The sequence below is a fragment of the Enterocloster sp. OA13 genome (assembly GCF_022440595.1).
Taxonomy (GTDB): domain Bacteria; phylum Bacillota; class Clostridia; order Lachnospirales; family Lachnospiraceae; genus Enterocloster; species Enterocloster hominis.
The window spans coordinates 1,937,306-1,953,812 of record NZ_JAKNTF010000001.1 but is presented as its reverse complement, the minus strand read 5'-3'; the positions used below and the strand labels follow the sequence as shown (position 1 = coordinate 1,953,812).

19 protein-coding genes and 1 pseudogene are annotated in these 16,507 nt (G+C 49.7%); 6 read left to right on the top strand and 14 right to left on the bottom strand.

All coding sequences use genetic code 11. The annotated features are described in order from the left end of the window. Positions 1 to 25 precede the first annotated feature (25 nt). Positions 26 to 223 (bottom strand): DUF6472 family protein, encoded by a 198-nt coding sequence (locus tag MCJ35_RS08580; RefSeq protein WP_008725450.1) that lies wholly within the window; start codon positions 221 to 223, stop codon positions 26 to 28. 269 nt (positions 224 to 492) lie between these two features. On the opposite strand from MCJ35_RS08580, the gene MCJ35_RS08575 reads away from it, so the two are divergent. Then, positions 493 to 1,698: a ribose-phosphate pyrophosphokinase gene (locus MCJ35_RS08575; protein ID WP_008725437.1), complete on the top strand. Its 1,206-nt coding sequence runs from the start codon at positions 493 to 495 to the stop codon at positions 1,696 to 1,698. A gap of 165 nt (positions 1,699 to 1,863) precedes the next feature. On the opposite strand, the pseudogene MCJ35_RS08570 reads toward MCJ35_RS08575, so the two are convergent. The 13 genes and pseudogenes from MCJ35_RS08570 to MCJ35_RS08510 all read right to left on the bottom strand — a co-directional run. Continuing rightward, a pseudogene (locus tag MCJ35_RS08570) lies at positions 1,864 to 2,118 on the bottom strand (suppressor of fused domain protein); the annotation flags it as partial. A 58-nt stretch (positions 2,119 to 2,176) separates the two neighbouring features. Continuing rightward, on the bottom strand, positions 2,177 to 3,031 hold the full coding sequence (pgeF, locus tag MCJ35_RS08565; protein ID WP_025482051.1) for a peptidoglycan editing factor PgeF: 855 nt from the start codon (positions 3,029 to 3,031) through the stop codon (positions 2,177 to 2,179). Positions 3,032 to 3,079: 48 nt separating this feature from the next. Further along, entirely contained in the window at positions 3,080 to 3,421 is a 342-nt protein-coding gene (locus MCJ35_RS08560) for a YraN family protein (protein WP_025482052.1), read from the bottom strand. Beyond that, positions 3,414 to 4,073, bottom strand: a complete 660-nt coding sequence (rnhB, locus tag MCJ35_RS08555) for a ribonuclease HII (protein ID WP_008725427.1) — start codon at positions 4,071 to 4,073, stop codon at positions 3,414 to 3,416. Before rnhB ends, MCJ35_RS08560 begins: the two co-directional genes overlap by 8 nt. 31 nt (positions 4,074 to 4,104) lie before the next feature. Next, positions 4,105 to 4,968: a ribosome biogenesis GTPase YlqF gene (ylqF, locus tag MCJ35_RS08550; RefSeq protein ID WP_008725426.1), complete on the bottom strand. Its 864-nt coding sequence runs from the start codon at positions 4,966 to 4,968 to the stop codon at positions 4,105 to 4,107. 15 nt (positions 4,969 to 4,983) lie between these two features. Beyond that, positions 4,984 to 5,535, bottom strand: coding sequence for a signal peptidase I (gene lepB / locus MCJ35_RS08545; RefSeq protein WP_008725425.1), 552 nt, complete (start codon positions 5,533 to 5,535; stop codon positions 4,984 to 4,986). 101 nt (positions 5,536 to 5,636) lie between these two features. Then, on the bottom strand, positions 5,637 to 5,984 hold the full coding sequence (gene rplS, locus MCJ35_RS08540; protein WP_008725424.1) for a 50S ribosomal protein L19: 348 nt from the start codon (positions 5,982 to 5,984) through the stop codon (positions 5,637 to 5,639). A gap of 233 nt (positions 5,985 to 6,217) precedes the next feature. Further along, positions 6,218 to 7,483: an HlyC/CorC family transporter gene (locus MCJ35_RS08535; RefSeq protein ID WP_034575838.1), complete on the bottom strand. Its 1,266-nt coding sequence runs from the start codon at positions 7,481 to 7,483 to the stop codon at positions 6,218 to 6,220. Between the two features lie 714 nt (positions 7,484 to 8,197). Further along, on the bottom strand, positions 8,198 to 9,064 hold the full coding sequence (locus tag MCJ35_RS08530) for an aminoglycoside 6-adenylyltransferase AadE (protein WP_001255868.1): 867 nt from the start codon (positions 9,062 to 9,064) through the stop codon (positions 8,198 to 8,200). Positions 9,065 to 9,220: 156 nt separating this feature from the next. Further along, on the bottom strand, positions 9,221 to 9,412 hold the full coding sequence (locus MCJ35_RS08525; RefSeq protein ID WP_370751961.1) for an aspartate/glutamate racemase family protein: 192 nt from the start codon (positions 9,410 to 9,412) through the stop codon (positions 9,221 to 9,223). Between the two features lie 44 nt (positions 9,413 to 9,456). Continuing rightward, positions 9,457 to 10,188, bottom strand: a complete 732-nt coding sequence (locus MCJ35_RS08520) for a class I SAM-dependent methyltransferase (RefSeq protein ID WP_022582627.1) — start codon at positions 10,186 to 10,188, stop codon at positions 9,457 to 9,459. 96 nt (positions 10,189 to 10,284) lie between these two features. Further along, positions 10,285 to 10,830, bottom strand: a complete 546-nt coding sequence (locus MCJ35_RS08515) for a P-loop nucleotide/nucleoside kinase family protein (protein ID WP_007215980.1) — start codon at positions 10,828 to 10,830, stop codon at positions 10,285 to 10,287. Positions 10,831 to 11,091: 261 nt separating this feature from the next. After that, on the bottom strand, positions 11,092 to 11,892 hold the full coding sequence (locus MCJ35_RS08510) for a helix-turn-helix domain-containing protein (protein ID WP_007834095.1): 801 nt from the start codon (positions 11,890 to 11,892) through the stop codon (positions 11,092 to 11,094). A gap of 470 nt (positions 11,893 to 12,362) precedes the next feature. Between MCJ35_RS08510 and MCJ35_RS08505 the strand changes: the two genes are divergently transcribed. From MCJ35_RS08505 to MCJ35_RS08485, 5 genes are all read left to right on the top strand, one after another. Then, positions 12,363 to 12,776, top strand: a complete 414-nt coding sequence (locus MCJ35_RS08505; RefSeq protein ID WP_007215983.1) for a cysteine-rich VLP domain-containing protein — start codon at positions 12,363 to 12,365, stop codon at positions 12,774 to 12,776. A gap of 110 nt (positions 12,777 to 12,886) precedes the next feature. Next, the gene (locus MCJ35_RS08500) at positions 12,887 to 13,282 is read left to right on the top strand and encodes a replication initiator protein A (protein ID WP_007215984.1); all 396 of its coding nucleotides are present in this window, start codon (positions 12,887 to 12,889) and stop codon (positions 13,280 to 13,282) included. A 183-nt stretch (positions 13,283 to 13,465) separates the two neighbouring features. Then, complete coding sequence (gene mobV, locus MCJ35_RS08495; protein WP_007215985.1) at positions 13,466 to 14,410, top strand: MobV family relaxase; 945 nt, start codon at positions 13,466 to 13,468, stop codon at positions 14,408 to 14,410. 43 nt (positions 14,411 to 14,453) lie between these two features. Next, on the top strand, positions 14,454 to 14,609 hold the full coding sequence (locus MCJ35_RS08490; protein ID WP_436798084.1) for a hypothetical protein: 156 nt from the start codon (positions 14,454 to 14,456) through the stop codon (positions 14,607 to 14,609). Between the two features lie 90 nt (positions 14,610 to 14,699). After that, positions 14,700 to 16,211: a recombinase family protein gene (locus MCJ35_RS08485; RefSeq protein WP_007215987.1), complete on the top strand. Its 1,512-nt coding sequence runs from the start codon at positions 14,700 to 14,702 to the stop codon at positions 16,209 to 16,211. The last annotated feature ends 296 nt before the right edge of the window (positions 16,212 to 16,507 follow it).

Here is a 16,507-nt window from a genome sequence, read left to right as displayed (position 1 = left end):
GTCATTTCCTCTCTTTCAAAGCATCCTATATCTGTTTCCTTACAATCCTGTACTCATCATCAGACTGGTAATAAGGACAGGCATACATGGTGTCACTTAAAAAACGGCCCATCTCGTCCTCGTCCAGATTCACTTCGCAGATATAGTAATCATTATCCTCATCATATACATAATTGCCGCAGCACTCGCAGCTGGTCCTGCCCGGCTTCCTGCCTGATTCCATTGCGTACCATACCCTTCAGATAAAATTGCATCCGCTTGATTTTACTATACGTGTCCTTACTTGTAAAGTCTTTTAACTTATATAATAACAATATTGCCCTTTTTTGTAAATGACAAGTTCTTTTTAGGAAAATGTTTTGTTTTTTTTGAGGAAATATCTGCAACCCCTTGACCCGGTCAAATAAAAAATGGTATAAATCATATGTGATAATATGCAGACATATGAAAATTGGTAATTATTTACTTATTTGACAAAGGAGTACAGCTATCATGGCTAACAATTTCGTATTTAAAGATTCCCTTCCGGTTGCGCCCCTGAAAATCGCTGCCCTGGAAAGCTGCCAGGACCTGGCATCCAAGGTAAACGACCACGTGGTACAGTTCAGACGCAATGACATGGAAGAGCTTATGCGCCGCAAGGAGGACCTTCACTACCGCGGTTATGACGTGGATTCTTACCTGTTAAAATGCAGCTGCCCCAGATTCGGTACCGGGGAAGGCAAGGCTGTTATCGGAGAATCCGTCCGGGGCGCAGATGTCTTCGTCATGGTGGATGTAATGAACTACAGCATCCCCTATACCGTAAGCGGCTATACCAACCACATGTCGCCAGATGACCATTTCCAGGATTTAAAGCGCATCATCGGCGCCTGCACAAACGCCCACAGGGTGAATGTAATCATGCCTTTCTTATATGAAAGCCGCCAGCACAAGCGCAGCAAACGCGAATCCCTGGACTGTGCCATGGGTCTTGAGGAAGTGGCGGCCATGGGCGTGGAGAACATCATTACCTTCGATGCCCATGACCCGCGCGTACAGAATGCAATCCCGTTAATCGGCTTTGACAACTTCATGCCAACCTACCAGTTTGTCAAAAGCCTCTTCACCCATGACTCCAGCATCCAGATTGACAAGGAACACCTGATGATCATCAGCCCGGACGAGGGCGCCATGAACCGGGCGGTCTACCTGGCCAACAACCTGGGCGTTGACATGGGCATGTTCTACAAACGCAGGGACTACTCCCAGGTAATCGGAGGACGCAACCCCATTGTTGCCCACGAATTCCTTGGTTCTTCCGTGGAAGGAAAAACCGTGCTGATCATTGACGACATGATATCTTCCGGCGAGAGCATGCTGGATACCTGTAAGGAGTTAAAGGAGCGCAAGGCGGAGAAGGTCATCGTATGCTGCACCTTCGGACTCTTCACCAACGGCCTTGAGAAGTTCGATGAATTCCATACCCAGGGTTATCTGGATTATGTCATCACCACCAACCTGAATTACCGCACGCCCGACCTGTTAAAGAGGGACTGGTATCTGGAAGCAGATATGAGCAAGTACATTGCGGCCATCATCAATGCACTGAACCATGACCGTTCCATCAGCGCCTCCCTCTCCCCCACAGAAAAGATTCAGAAGCTGGTACAGAAATACCAGAATGGCGGATATGAGTATTTCCAGAAACTGGTATAATCATAGACCGGTGTGACTGGACCGGGAATGAATTTTCAAACAGATCCTGGTATCATTACAAACAGATAGCAGCCCTGGCTGCAGGGATAAAAGGATGCACGGCCCAACCTGTCATGGAATGGGCCGTGCATCTTTTTATGTATTTCATACTTTACAAAAGCCAGGCTACACCAGGTTCCATGAAGCCGGGTCATCCCCCTTTCTCTCCAGGAGGCTTTCCCCGCCGCCTTCCTTTGCCATTCTATATTCGTCCCCCGTAAGCAGCATCATCCACAGCAGGTTGACCGGTTCTCCCATAAAGCCGCTAAAAGCAGGGCCTGGGCGGACCCGGCACTGGGCCGGATCCAACAGCAGGACCGCCTCATATCCCGGCACCGCGCCGCAGGGAATGGTATGTCCATGACCCAGCCAGCTGATTTCCTTCCAGGGAAGAGAGGACTACAGATTCCCATCCTTCCCCACAATGGACTCACGGCAGTTACCTGATACTTAAAAAGGCTGCCAGGTTCCCCCGCTCCTCCCCCACCCTGCGGTGGGAAAACAGGTAATCACTGTTGCACATGGTGCAGATATTCGTGGTATGTATCTGCTCTTTTGGCACGCCGGCCTCACGGAATATGATTTCATTGGCCTTCCACAGATCCAGCTGGTATTTGCCCGGTTTTCCATTGGCGCTGTATAATTCATCCCTGTATCTGGCGTCAAAGGCTTCTGCAAACGCCTCTGCCACCTCTTCCCCTACCTCAAAGCAGTCCCTGCAGATGCTGGGGCCGATGCAGACCGTCAGATCCTCAGGCCGTGTCCCAAAGGCCTCCTTCATGGCGTCCATGGTCACCTGGCCCATGCGCTTAACAGTCCCCCTCCAGCCGGAATGGCTGAGTCCGATTGCACGATGGGCCTGATCCACCAGGTACAGGGGCACGCAGTCCGCGTAAAAGGTTACCAGGGTAATCCCTGGCACATCGGTAATCAGGCCGTCCACATCCTTATAATCCCGCTCACGGATGACGCCTTTCCCCTCATCTTCCCGGGTGACCCTGCGCACATTGGTGGTATGGGTCTGGTAGGAAACCACCATGCGGTCACGCTCCACCCCCAGCGCATCCGCCATCCGCGTGAAATTCTCCAGCACATCCGCCGGGTCATCCTTCCTGCTGTAGGAAAAGTTCATGGTGGCGAACCGGCCTTTACTGGCCCCGCCCAGACGGGTGGAGAAGCCGTTTACCACCATCCCCGTGTCCTCCAGCGCCTTAAAAGAAAGGTATGGCACACCGCCGCGCTCCACGTTGCTGAAAACCTTCCTGTCGTCCTTATATATCCAGTTAATTGACATGGCATTCCCTCCTGATTCCTTATATCCCTGCCCGCCGGACAGGCTTTGCTAAAACGCATCCTGGATCAGTTCCACCTGATTCCCCAGGATTCCCACCACATCAAAACGGCAGGGACAGTCCTCCGGGATGTTGTGGCTGAACATATAGTAAACCGCTGCGGCACGGATGCGTTCCTGTTTGACCCGGTTCACCGCCTCCAGCGGCCCGCCCATGCGTCCGCTGGAACGGTACTTGACTTCCACGAACACCAGGTACCTTCCGTGACGGCAGACCAGGTCCACTTCCCCCTGCCTGCAGCGGTAATTCCTTTCAATGATGCGGTAACCTTTTTTCTGTAAACAAACAGCTGCCAGTTCTTCATAGCAGCTGCCTGTCTCCCGTTTATTCATATGTCTGCCCCACAAAATTCCGGATGAACGTCCTCCTGTGGATGGGGCATGGTCCCAGTTCCCTGATGGCCGCAATATGGGCTGCCGTCCCGTAGCCCTTGTGCTTTGCAAACCCGTAGCCGGGGAACATTTCCTCGTACCCCGCCATCATGTGGTCCCTTGTGACCTTGGCCAGGATGCTGGCCGCCGCAATGGACAGGCTTTTTGCATCGCCCTTAATGATGGGTACCTGTAAGATATCAAGGTCCGGTATGGTGACGGCATCGTTGAGCAGCACATCCGGTTTCACGGTAAGCTGGCCCACCGCCTCCCTCATGGCCTCGTAGGTGGCCTGGAGGATGTTGATTTCGTCAATCCTGGCAGGGGTCGCAATGCCCACGGACCATGCCACCGCCTTTTCCTTAATCTCCTCAAACAGTTCCTCCCTGCGCTTTTCTGAAAGCTTCTTGGAATCGTTGAGATAGAGGATCCGGCAGTCCTTTGGAAGGATCACCGCGCCTGCCGCCACAGGGCCTGCCAGGGGACCTCTTCCCGCCTCGTCAATACCGCATATGAAGGCGCTGCTTCCATACTCTTTTTCATATTCAGTCATGGCCTCCAGACGGGCCAGTTCCTTTTCCAGTCTTTCACCCTTTAATACTCTTGCCGCCACTGTCTGCCTTTCCGTGTCCCGTCCTATCCGGTCACTCTTTATCCTTATAGTCTTCGGGCCGCTCCAGGGTGACGCGTCCCAGTTTTCCTGCCCTGAAATCATCCAGCACCATGGCGGCCGCCCTGGCAATATCCAGCTCCCCGCCCTTCATCAGGCAGGAACGCTGCCTAGCCACATCCTCCAGGATGGCTGCCGGTTCCTTATCCTCTGTCTCAAGGCCGAACCGTTGGGATACCATGCCGGGATACCGCTCCTTCAGGATGCGGATGCACTGGCAGGCCAGGTCGTCCTTGTTGAGGATCTGGTCGTTGATGGAGCCGATCAAAGCCAGCTTAAGCCCCACGCTCTGGTCCTCAAACCTGGGCCAAAGGATTCCCGGGGTATCTAAAAGCTCCAGCGTCTTATTGAGGCGGATCCACTGGTTTCCCTTTGTCACGCCAGGCTTGTTGCCGGTCTTTGCACATGCCTTTCCGGCAAAGGAATTGATGAAGGTGGATTTGCCCACGTTGGGAATCCCAACCACCATGGTGCGGATGGGACGGTTCATGATCCCACGTTTCCTGTCCCGCTCAATCTTTTCCTTGCATGCCTCCTGTACAACGGACTGCACCTGCTTTAAGGTCCCCTTGTTTCTTGAATCCACCTTCACGGCGTGGATGTTTTTTGCCTCAAACCATGCGGCCCACTGCGCATTAACCCGCTCATCCGCCAGGTCCGACTTATTCAGCAGCACCATCCTGGCTTTTCCCTTGGCCAAATCATCAATATCCGGATTCCGGCTGGACAGGGGCACCCTGGCATCCACCAGTTCGATTACCAGGTCAATCAGCTTGATATCTTCCTTCATGGCCCGTTTCGCCTTGGTCATATGACCGGGATACCATTGTATATTCATATCATTACTCCTATTCTATTTGGAATGGATGAAATCCAGCTTCAGGAGCGGAAGGATCCTGAACCAGACTTTTCCATATATCTGCTCTCTCTTTACATTGCCTATGTTGGAGAAACGGCTGTCCTCACTGCTGTCCCGGTTATCCCCCAGAAGGAAATATTCATCCTCCTCCAGCTGGATGGGGGTGTCTGCCCGGCCGGCCAGGGACACCTGCTCCAGACCGTTATCCACACCCAGGACCTCACCATTGATGAATACGAAACCGCCTTTTATCTGTACGGTTTCCCCCGGAAGGCCGATGACACGTTTCACGTTCTTTTTGTGGTCCTCGCGCTCAAACACCACGATGTCAAACCGCTCCGGTCCACCCACATCATAAACCAGACGGTTCACCAGCACCACGTCATCGGCGCTCAAGACCGGCTGCATGGAATTGCCGGACACAGGGACCTGGGCACAGAACGCATATACCAGGAACCAGGCAAGGGCCAGCACAACCACCACGTTCACGGCCCAACGCACAATCCGGCGCAGCCAGGCCGTATCCTCATTCACATAAAACTCCATGCACCACACCCATTTCTCTGTATTATTCCATATGGAATTTAAGAAAGGGACAATTTGCATTGTCCCTTGTTCCTGTTTCCACTACCTGATTATATAACCGATTATTTAACTGATTCTTTAACCTTGGCAGCTTTACCGACCCTGTCTCTTAAGTAGTTCAGCTTAGCACGTCTTACTTTACCTTTACGTACGACTTCTACGTTGTCAACGCTTGGGGAATGTAATGGCCAGGTCTTCTCAACGCCGATACCATTGGAATTCTTCCTTACGGTAAATGTCTCCCTTGCTCCGCCGTTCTGTCTCTTAATGACAGTTCCCTCGAAAATCTGGATTCTCTCGCGGTTACCCTCTTTAATCTTGTTGTATACCTTAACGGTATCGCCAACATGGAATGTGGGTACGGTTTCTTTTAACTGGGCTGCTTCAATGTTCTTAATAATGTCGTTCATCGGTGTGAACCTCCTTCATCTATTGGATGTTCTTAATACCATCTGCGGTAAATCAAATTCACTGCGTTTCAGTAACAGAGGACCATCTATTTCTTGTCACAACGACTGATTCTATCATATATTCTTCCAAAATGCAAGCATTTTATGATTTAATCCCTGCCTTTTTCCTCATTCCTTTTTCCTCATTCCTTTTTCTTCATTTCCGTAACTGTTCAGACATCCGATGTGAACTGTTACTCATTTTCAGGCAGGTAGATATGGATTTTGTCGATGCGGTTTTTTTCCACCTGTTCCACTACCAGGCGTACCCCTTCCCACTCCACTTCCTCCCCCTCTGCCGGAAGGTGTTCCAACCGGTCAATGACCCATCCGCCAACGGAATCATAATCCTCCGAGGCCAGGTCCAGGTCCAGCTTGTGGTTTAAATCATCCAGTTTCATGGCGCCTTCCACCAGGTACTCACCTTCCGACAGCTGTATGAGTTCATCCTCCTCGTCCTCATCGTACTCGTCCCGGATGTCCCCCACGATTTCCTCCAGGATATCCTCCAGGGTAATCAGTCCGGCCGTGGCCCCGTATTCATCCAGCACAATGACGATGTTGTTGGAGGTCTGGCGCATTTCCACCATGAGCTCCGACAGCTTTTTGGATTCAAAGGTATAAAGGGGCTGGCGCAGGTGGTCCGCAATGGAAAAATGCTCCCTGTCCTCAATGAGCAGCATGTCCTTTATGTTGATGATGCCGACCACATTGTCAGTGGTTTCCTCATACACCGGGAGCCTGGTATAGCGTTCCTCCCGAAACACCTGGAGCAGTTCATCAAAACCTGCATTGATATTGATGAAAGTCATGTCAATCCTGGGTACCATGATATCCGTGGCCACAGAATCGCCCAAATCGAATACGTTGTTGATCATTTCCTTTTCTTCTGACTCAATCACACCCTTTTCATGTCCCACTTCCACGATGGTCCGCAGTTCATCCTCCGTCATGTCGTCCCCCCGCTTATTGGGGTCCACATTCAGGGCCTTGAGGACACCGGAGGACATCCAGTTCACTGCCACGATGACAGGGGTCAGGATGACCATCAGCACATATATGATATGCCCGAACCTGAGGGCGTTCTTCTCCGCTTCCAGGGTGGCAATGGTCTTGGGGGTGATTTCACCGAAAATCAATATCAGAAGGGTAAGGATACCGGTAGCCGCGCCTGCCGCCCTGCTGCCGAACACCTCAGTGGCAAGGACCGTAAGCATGGAGGAGGCGGACAGGTTGACCACATTGTTGCCAATGAGTATGGCGCTGAGCATCCTGCCCTGGTCCTCGCCCAGCTTCATGACCCATACGGCAGATTTATTGCCTGCCTCGGCCAGGGTCCTGATGCGGATTTTGTTTACAGTGGTAAGGGCTGTCTCCGATGATGAAAAAAAGGCGGAAAGCCCCAGTAAAATAATGATAACAACTAAACGTATGGCGATCGAGTCACCAGATGGTTCCAAAATCATCAACTCCTATTTTTGCGTATTTTCATGAGATTGTACAATATTATGCCGCTTCTGTCAACGCCGCGCAGCCATTGTACGGGATTTAATAATCCTTTAATAATCCTTTTGGATTAACTTTAACCGCGCTTTAGGTCAGTTTACAAGGAACTACACGCAGACCGTGAAACGGGCTGCTGACAACAAACGGCGGTATGCTCCCGGAGAGGGCAGCATACCGCCTGTTTTGTTGTCCGGGGTTTCCAAAGGGGTGCCCCCTTTGGCACACGACTTTGCTTGCAAAGTGTAGTGTGTTATACCTGCTGGCGTGGCTGACGGGGGAAACGGGGTGCGGTGCTTCTTGCGCCCCGTTTGCTCCGGCAGGAAAACAGGCTGAATTTTTGCGAATGGGAATGAGCAAAAAATCGGCCTGTTTTCAGAGAACGGCGGCAGGTATATGAAAGCCCCCGTCCCTCGTCCTACGCTCCGACTTGTGGACAAAGTGTCCCGAAGTTGTGGCCACACTCCCGGAAAAGTAGCAGGACAGCGGGCAACCGTCAAGGCTGAAATGAACGGGGTTACACCCGGCCTTGACCGCCGCCCGCCGCCCCGCTGGATGGGTGGACAAGGCGGCCAATCCCTCAAAGTGCTTGTCCGCGCTCTTTCTGATTTTGAGGTATTCAGTTTTTCAAAATTGAATAATCAAAATAAATTTTTTCGATTGAAAAAATTTTATTTGTTATCATCTTCAATGCCATATTTTTTCTTTTGCCGAATCACATAATTACTGATTTTTTCATCATATAGTGGATACTGGTAATCCAACTGGCATGCCACTTCTGACGAAACCTCCCGGAACAATGCCATACATTGTTCAAAGGATTCCCACATATGGGGATAGGAATCCATATTATAAGTGGACATAAGTCGTTCCCACAATTCCTCTGGGACATATTGCTTCATAAATTTATAGTTTTTTCCCAAACTGAAATGAAATCCCTGTTTGATACCAATCAGCCAGGAAATCATGCGAAGCAATTCTTTTCGTACTATATCATTCATATGGTCAATAGCAAAAAGAATTTCTTTGCGGCATAAGCCCTTTACTACATATGTTGTAGTATTCCAAAATTCATTACAGCAATCGTCAAACATTCTTTGAGTAGGCTTCTGCAAGTGGTAGTCTATATCCGTTGGTATTGGCGGCTTTACGATACGGTTGTCTTTATCCAACAGTAACTTTACCAGTTTATCCCATGTAAAATACTCGTCTATCAGTTCCAGCGGCAGCAAAGTTAAATCTATCTTAACATCATCAGTAAACAGCATTAAATATGAAAATCCCTTTTCTACAGCTGGAAATAATTCCATATCTTCCGGCTTTTGCAGAATCAACCTTTCACCAAATATATCTAGCCATTTATCATCACTTGTGAAGCTGTCCATATCCGTAACAAAAAAAGTAATATCAAAATCCTGAAAATCATCAGGCGGAATATTTGTATTTGTTCTAGATCCTTCCAAAGTAACCATGCGAATGCGTTTGTCTGTTTTTGCAAAATTCAAAACAATATCATAAACTTCCTTTTCTGATCTCATTTTTATCTCCTCCAATTATTGAAATAGGTGTGAAGCCATTTTAGGGCTTTCCCGCCTTGATTACCCTTTAGCAAAGACGGGCGGGGCTGTCAACGGCGGCGCATGAAATGCGCCGTTCATCTTGACCGTTGACTGGCTCGGCTGGCTTTGCTATTTTTATCGAATTGCATATTGGTAAATTGCATTGATATGTACTTGGGTTGTATTCACGATTGGCACATTAACATCTTCGGGCTTTATGGCAAGTGGCAGCTCCGTACAGGCGAGAATGAGTGCATCTACATTTTCTTTTTCAATGTATTTATTTGCCAGTGCAATCATTTTCTCTTTATCACTAGGAATTACTATGCCATTCTCTAAATTGGGGTATATCAGTTTTCCTAATAGAGATATTATTTTTTCGCTATCGCCTTTACAAGTAACATCATCGGGCGGCGAAGTTCATCTTCCATACCCGGAATATCCATCATCTCTTTAGGCGGTTCTGCTTCCTCTACAACTTTAAGCTCAAACCCATTGTTCAGCAATCCCATTATAATCTGTGTAAGTGTGTGATGTTGTTTTACTACATCACATCCTAAAAAATGTGTATTTCGTTCTCCTGTTATAAAGTAATTATCAATCGCCCAATATTGCGGTTTCCCATCATCTGTATAAATCCAATCCTGCCCAACTCCTGCGGTAAAAACAGGGTGTTCGATATTAAAAAGAAAAATTCCACCTGGTTTTAATGTCCTATACACTTTTTGAAATATTTCCACTATGTCCTCTATATAGTGCAGAGCTAAATTAGATATAACACAATCCCATTCATTTTCTGGATAGTCATATTCCTCTAATCCGCTAATACGATATTCAATTTGATTTCCTGAATTGCGCTTTTGGGCTTCCTCAATCATTTTCTTACTTAAATCGATCCCTAATATTTTTGTAGCTCCTTGTTCTTCTGCGAACTTGCAGTGCCAGCCATATCCGCACCCCAAGTCAAGAACAGATTTTCCTTCTAACGAAGGAAACAAAGGTTTTAATTGATGCCATTCACCAGCAGCTTTTAACCCCTCTTTACTGCGGGACATCTTTGCATATTCTTCAAAAAACTTCTCATTATCGTATTCATTATTCATAACCTTAACATCTCCTATTTTATCCTTCGGCACCGCCGCCTCCAGGCGGCTCCCCAACTTCATCTGCTCGATAAATGGGAATTGCACCAAAACAATCTAAGACAACAATGCTGCCCTACTTGCGATTTTTTCTTGTACTGCGGAAACAGTTTCTTGAATGGAATAATTGGTCGTATCTACAACATTCGATTCATATATTCCCAGATTGCAAAATTGCTCCCACATTGTTTCTACCAATTCGATATTTGTTTTTCGGTCTAACTTTGAGCGTTCAACAGCCCGCTTTAAGGTTTCTTCCTTACTTGCCCTTAAAATAATATAATGCACCTCATAATGTTCCCGAACAAGAGCTTTCCATGGCTCCAAAAACCATGGCCCGACAATCCCATCTACAATTACATCATATCCGCCACGAGCATATCGCTTTGCAGCTTCTAAAAAGGCTTCAATGACAACCAGATTTTGCTCGTTGGATTCTGGCAAATGTGGTGGTATTGCGCCTTTGCTTAAGTAATGAAAAAAGTCATCGGTGTGCATATGCACTGATTTATCCATATCTGATTCCTTTGCGACAATTGACGCAGTTGTTGTTTTTCCTGTCCCCGGTGAGCCTGTAATCACAATAATTCTTCCTTGATTCATCTATATTTTACCTCCACAAATTTTGATTTGTTGATAACTCATTATATCATAATTCTTTCGGTACGTCAGCACGAAAATAAGTATGTGGTTTTTCGTAAAGTGGTCTTGTCAAATAGAAGCGGGGAGCCGGCTGTGAAGTGGAGTCCCATGGTTCCCTTATAGTCATAAGTTCGTTCTTTTCATTCATTGTAAACAGTGCTTCTACATGAAGCTGCATATAGTACGAGTTGCTTTTTCCCATTTTCTAATATTCTCCTACATTTATTTCTCTGCCTGTTCAATCATTTTCTTTACTAACCGCTGAAACAGGTCGGCGGTTTCCTCGTCCATCGGCGCAAGCTGTCCAATCTGTCCGGCTATCATCGCCGTTACATCGTCAATGGAAAGCGGTTTTTGTTTCTGTTCCGCCAGTGCGTCCCGCATGGCTTGGAACATAGCGGCGGTCACAGCTTCTCCCGGCTGTTCCCCGTTGTCTATGTCTTTCTTAATGTCCCGCAGGATAGCCAGGAACACATTTTTGATTTTTTCAATCTCCGCTTCATGTTCCCCCATCTTTTGGGCGTTCAAAAGCTGTAAATCCTGCTTCGCTTCTGCCCGGTGTTCCGGGTGTTCTTTCATCAGGTCGGACAGGGAAGCCGTTGCCATCTCGATAAGCTGGTTTCTTGCTGTTATGCCCTTTGCCGCCGTATCCTGAAAATAAATCCGTATCAAATCTATCAGCTTGGGAAAATTCCTGTGTTCCAACAGACGGTTGAGGATTTGCACATCAACAGCACCCGTCACAAGCCCCCTCACGGCCCCCTCTGACAAGCCTAATTCAGAAATATCGTAACTTTTACGGACGCTCACGGTAGACAAGCCCAGTATGTAGTCTGTCGATACCTTAAATTCCTTTGCCACACCTATGAGAATATCACTGCTTACCGTTCTTGTTTCGCCGCTGACAATGCGGCTCAATTGGGAAGCGGAAACGCCTATCTTCTCCGCAAGTTCCTTTTGTGTGATGTGGTTCCCGTTGCATAAATCGGAAATCCGCTGTCCGGGTGTTCCGGGTAAAGCCATAGACACGCACCTCCTCCGCATACTTCCATTATACAAGATAATTGCAAAAATGCAATTTCCAAAGTGTAAACTTCATCAAAATGCAATTCTCGCAAAAAGCCGGGATTTGCATTTTTTTCGTGTAGACTTAGGGTAGTTCATCGATGGACAGCACCTTGAAAACAGAATGACCGTCCGAAAAGAGAATACCACGGCTGGGGAAGCACCGCCAGGAGCCGGACTTTTGGACACTTTGTCCAGAGGTCACTTCGGGACAAAACGTCCCGAAGCTGCGGGGAGCGTGCCAACGCCGGAATACGCCGCTATTGTCGGGGCCCCCGCAAAGCCGCATGGCTTTGTGGGGAGAGGAGGAGCAGCGGAGCGAGTGAGTTTTGCCGCTTGCGGCGAAACGAGCGATACGCAGCTTGCGACGACGAGGCAGGAAACCTTTTCGGGGAGAACGGCAATGGAAAGCAAAATGGAGGGAACGCATGAGAGATAACCCCTATAAAGACTTGCCGCCGCTGGAACGCAGGCCGGACGGTTCCCTTTACCGCATGACACCGGCGCAGAAGAAACAGGCGGCCAGCCTGATACGCCGGGAGTGCTGTTGCTGTGAGGACGGCAACTGCATTGTCCTTGACGATGGGGACGCCTGCACCTGCCCGCAGACGGTTTCTTTCTCGGTCTGCTGTAAGTGGTTCCGCTGGGCGGTCTTGCCGCTGGACGGGACGCTGAAAGCGGAGATTTTCCGGGATAAGGACATGAAACGCTGTGCGGTTTGCGGCGGCGTGTTCGTCCCCAAATCCAACCGGGCTAAATACTGCCCGGACTGCGCCGCCAGAGTTCACAGGCGGCAGAAAACAGAAAGTGAACGGAAAAGGAGGTCTGCTGTGGACAGTTAGGAGCGGAAAAGCCTTGATTTATAAGGCTTCGCAGGCCCCAAACCGGGGCAGGTGGTATAAAGTATCGCCCGCCCCGGAAAACGGGCTTCTAACCGTCCACAAAACACGATATGACAAACACGATTTACATTCACCAGCCGGAACAGGCGTTCAGCTTCACCCGGCTCCCGAATTTTCTCTTTGAAGCCCCTACATTCAAGCCCCTGTCCAACGAGGCAAAGGTGTTGTACGCCTTTATCCTGCGCCGGACAGAGTTATCCCGCAAGAATGGGTGGGCGGACGAGTACGGGCGGATTTACCTGTACTATCCCATCTGCGAGGTAGTTGACCTGCTCCGCTGTGGGCGGCAGAAAGCGGTAAATACCATGCGGGAACTGCAATATGCCGGACTGGTGGAGATCCAGAAGCAGGGCTGTGGAAAACCCAACCGCATTTTCCCAAAATCCTATGAAGCGGTTCCGAACACCGACTTCAAGAAATCCCGTTCTGGTACGCCGGAGGGCTGAAAACCGTACCCATGAAGTACGGAAATCACTCCTGAGAAGTACGAAAACCGGACGGTATATAGAAATACAAAGATTAAAAAGATTGATTTATATTCTATCCATTCCAATCCTATCCGAGCTATTTTCTGCGGGATTTTCCCTGTGGAAAACCCCGGATAGGAAAGGAATGGGGAAAGGAGCAGAATGGCACAGCACGCAATTTTGCGTTTTGAGAAGCACAAGGGCAACCCGGCAAGGCCGCTGGAAGCCCATCACGAACGGCAGAAAGACCAATACGCCAGCAACCCTGATATTGACACCAGCCGGAGCAAATACAACTTCCATATCGTCAAGCCGGAGGGACGCTATTACCACTTCATTCAGAGCCGGATTGAGCAGGCCGGGTGCCGAACCCGCAAGGACAGCACACGGTTTGTCGATACGCTGATAACCGCCAGCCCGGAGTTTTTCAAGGGGAAATCCCCAAAGGAGATACAGGCGTTTTTCCAGAGGGCGGCGGATTTCCTCACCCACCGGGTAGGGCGGGAAAATATCGTGTCGGCGGTGGTACACATGGACGAGAAAACGCCCCACCTGCATTTGACCTTTGTTCCGCTGACAAAGGACAACCGCCTGTGCGCTAAGGAGATTATCGGCAACCGGGCAAACCTGACGAAGTGGCAGGATGATTTTCACGCCTACATGGTGGAGAAATATCCCGACTTGGAGCGTGGGGAAAGCGCCAGCAAGACAGGCCGGAAGCATATCCCCACCCGGCTTTTCAAACAGGCGGTTTCCCTCTCCCGGCAGGCAAGAGCCATTGAAGCCACACTGGACGGCATTAACCCGCTGAACGCCGGAAAGAAAAAAGAGGAAGCCCTCTCCATGCTGAAAAAGTGGTTCCCGCAGATGGAGAATTTCTCCGGGCAGTTGAAAAAGTACAAGGTCACAATCAATGACCTGCTGGCAGAAAATGAGAAGCTGGAAGCACGAGCCAGAGCCAGCGAGAGCGGCAAAATCAAAGACCGCATGGAGCGGGCAAAGCTGGAAAGCGAACTGCACGATATGCAAAGGCTGGTTGACCGTATCCCGCCGGATATACTGGCGGAACTGAAACGGCAGCAGCGGCAGTATGGAAAGGAAAGGTGATTTTATAAGTAACAATATCAGATACAAAAAGGAAACAGAAGTCGTGACTTTTCAGGGAAAGGAAATCACGCTGGAAAACCTCTCCCCGGTGTTCACGCCGGAGCAGGAAGCGACCAAACGCCGGGAACTGGAGCAGCAGCTTTATGAGGTGTTCCGCAAATATGCCGATAAGCGGCAGAAAGAGGAAGCCGGGGCATAAATCCCGAAGCCATCGTTGATTTGCGGGGCTGCTGGCGGTATAATAGAACTGTCAGCAGCTCCGTTTCTTTTTAAGAAAAGGAGCGACAAAATGAATAACAGGATAGACGCGATCTATGCAAGGCAATCGGTAGACAAAAAGGACAGCATTTCCATTGAAAGCCAGATTGAGTTTTGCAAATACGAATTGAAAGGCGGGAACTGTAAGGAATACACAGACAAAGGGTACAGCGGCAAGAACACAGACCGCCCGAAGTTTCAGGAACTGGTGCGGGATATTAAGCGGGGCTTGATTGCAAAGGTCATTGTTTACAAACTTGACCGTATCAGCCGTTCCATTCTGGACTTTGCCAACATGATGGAACTGTTCCAGCAGTACGATGTGGAGTTTGTGTCCTCTACGGAGAAGTTTGATACCTCCACCCCGATGGGGCGGGCTATGCTGAATATCTGTATCGTGTTCGCCCAGCTTGAACGGGAAACGATACAGAAGCGGGTGACAGACGCTTACTACTCCCGCAGTCAGCGGGGCTTCAAGATGGGCGGGAAAGCCCCTTACGGCTTCCACACCGAGCCTATCAAAATGGACGGTATCAACACAAAGAAGCTGGTGGTAAACCCGGACGAAGCGGCCAATATCCGGCTGATATTTGAGATGTACGCCCAGCCCACAACCTCTTACGGGGACATTACCCGGTACTTTGCCGAACAGGGGATTTTGTTCTACGGCAAGGAACTGATACGCCCCACACTGGCGCAGATGTTACGCAATCCCGTCTATGTGCAGGCGGACTTGGATGTGTACGAATTTTTCAAAAGCCAGGGTACGGTTATCGTCAATGACGCCGCCGACTTTACGGGGACAAACGGCTGTTATCTGTATCAGGGGCGGGATGTGAAGCCCAGCAAGAAAAACGACTTGAAAGACCAAATGCTGGTGCTGGCTCCCCATGAGGGCATTGTTCCGGCGGATATATGGCTGGCTTGCCGCAAGAAGCTGATGAACAACATGAAAATCCAGTCCGCCCGAAAAGCCACCCACACATGGCTGGCGGGGAAAATCAAGTGCGGGAACTGCGGATATGCGCTTATGAGTATCTTCAATCCGTCCGGCAGGCAATATCTCCGCTGTACGAAACGGCTGGACAATAAAAGCTGTCCGGGCTGTGGGAAAATCATCACTTCCGAACTGGAAGCGGTGGTTTACCAGCAGATGGTGAAGAAGCTGGAAAAGCACAAGACGCTGACGGGCAGGAAGAAAGCGGCAAAGGCCAATCCCAAAATCGCCGCCCTGCAAGTAGAGCTTCTCCATGTGGACAGCGAGATTGAAAAGCTGGTGGACAGTCTGACGGGCGCGAACAATGTCCTGCTCTCCTATGTGAATGTGAAGATAGCGGAACTGGACGGGCGCAAGCAGGAACTTGTGAAGCAGATAGCCGAGCTGACGGTGGAAACCATCAGCCCGGGACAGGTCAACCAGATTTCCGGCTACCTCGACACATGGGACGATGTATCCTTTGACGACAAGCGGCGGGTGGTGGATTTGATGATTACCACCGTTGCCGCCACAAGCGACAGCTTGAACATTACATGGAAAATCTGACGGGCGGTAATCCTCCCGTCAGACCGTTACCCTGTGTAGTCCCTTGTAAACTGTACTTTACATACTTTATAATAACTTTTTACATCGTTCAGGGTACAGCCGCCCAAAGCCAGCAGTTTCTTCACCTCGGACATGGCCCTGCGCTTGATTCTCGGCGCGGGTTCCCCCAGTCCGGGAAGCGGGCCGGTCAGGCCGGTAACTTTCCTGTCCTCCCGGGCGGACTGCCGGTCTTCCTGTACGGCCGCCCGGTCCTCTTGAACGGCAGCCCGGTCCTCTTGAACGGCAGCCCGGTCCTC

Excerpts from the sequence above, each read along its gene's own strand:
- pgeF (WP_025482051.1), bottom strand. The coding sequence starts at position 3,031 with ATGTCAATTAACTGGATATATAAGGACGACAGGAAGGTTTTCAGCAAC.
- MCJ35_RS08580 (WP_008725450.1), bottom strand. The coding sequence starts at position 223 with ATGGAATCAGGCAGGAAGCCGGGCAGGACCAGCTGCGAGTGCTGCGGC.
- lepB (WP_008725425.1), bottom strand. The coding sequence starts at position 5,535 with ATGGAGTTTTATGTGAATGAGGATACGGCCTGGCTGCGCCGGATTGTG.
- MCJ35_RS08500 (WP_007215984.1), top strand. The coding sequence starts at position 12,887 with ATGACAAACACGATTTACATTCACCAGCCGGAACAGGCGTTCAGCTTC.
- MCJ35_RS08515 (WP_007215980.1), bottom strand. The coding sequence starts at position 10,830 with ATGAATCAAGGAAGAATTATTGTGATTACAGGCTCACCGGGGACAGGA.
- MCJ35_RS08520 (WP_022582627.1), bottom strand. The coding sequence starts at position 10,188 with ATGAATAATGAATACGATAATGAGAAGTTTTTTGAAGAATATGCAAAG.
- MCJ35_RS08560 (WP_025482052.1), bottom strand. The coding sequence starts at position 3,421 with ATGAATAAACGGGAGACAGGCAGCTGCTATGAAGAACTGGCAGCTGTT.
- MCJ35_RS08530 (WP_001255868.1), bottom strand. The coding sequence starts at position 9,064 with ATGAGATCAGAAAAGGAAGTTTATGATATTGTTTTGAATTTTGCAAAA.
- rplS (WP_008725424.1), bottom strand. The coding sequence starts at position 5,984 with ATGAACGACATTATTAAGAACATTGAAGCAGCCCAGTTAAAAGAAACC.
- MCJ35_RS08575 (WP_008725437.1), top strand. The coding sequence starts at position 493 with ATGGCTAACAATTTCGTATTTAAAGATTCCCTTCCGGTTGCGCCCCTG.
- mobV (WP_007215985.1), top strand. The coding sequence starts at position 13,466 with ATGGCACAGCACGCAATTTTGCGTTTTGAGAAGCACAAGGGCAACCCG.
- MCJ35_RS08505 (WP_007215983.1), top strand. The coding sequence starts at position 12,363 with ATGAGAGATAACCCCTATAAAGACTTGCCGCCGCTGGAACGCAGGCCG.
- MCJ35_RS08510 (WP_007834095.1), bottom strand. The coding sequence starts at position 11,892 with ATGGCTTTACCCGGAACACCCGGACAGCGGATTTCCGATTTATGCAAC.
- ylqF (WP_008725426.1), bottom strand. The coding sequence starts at position 4,968 with ATGAATATACAATGGTATCCCGGTCATATGACCAAGGCGAAACGGGCC.
- MCJ35_RS08485 (WP_007215987.1), top strand. The coding sequence starts at position 14,700 with ATGAATAACAGGATAGACGCGATCTATGCAAGGCAATCGGTAGACAAA.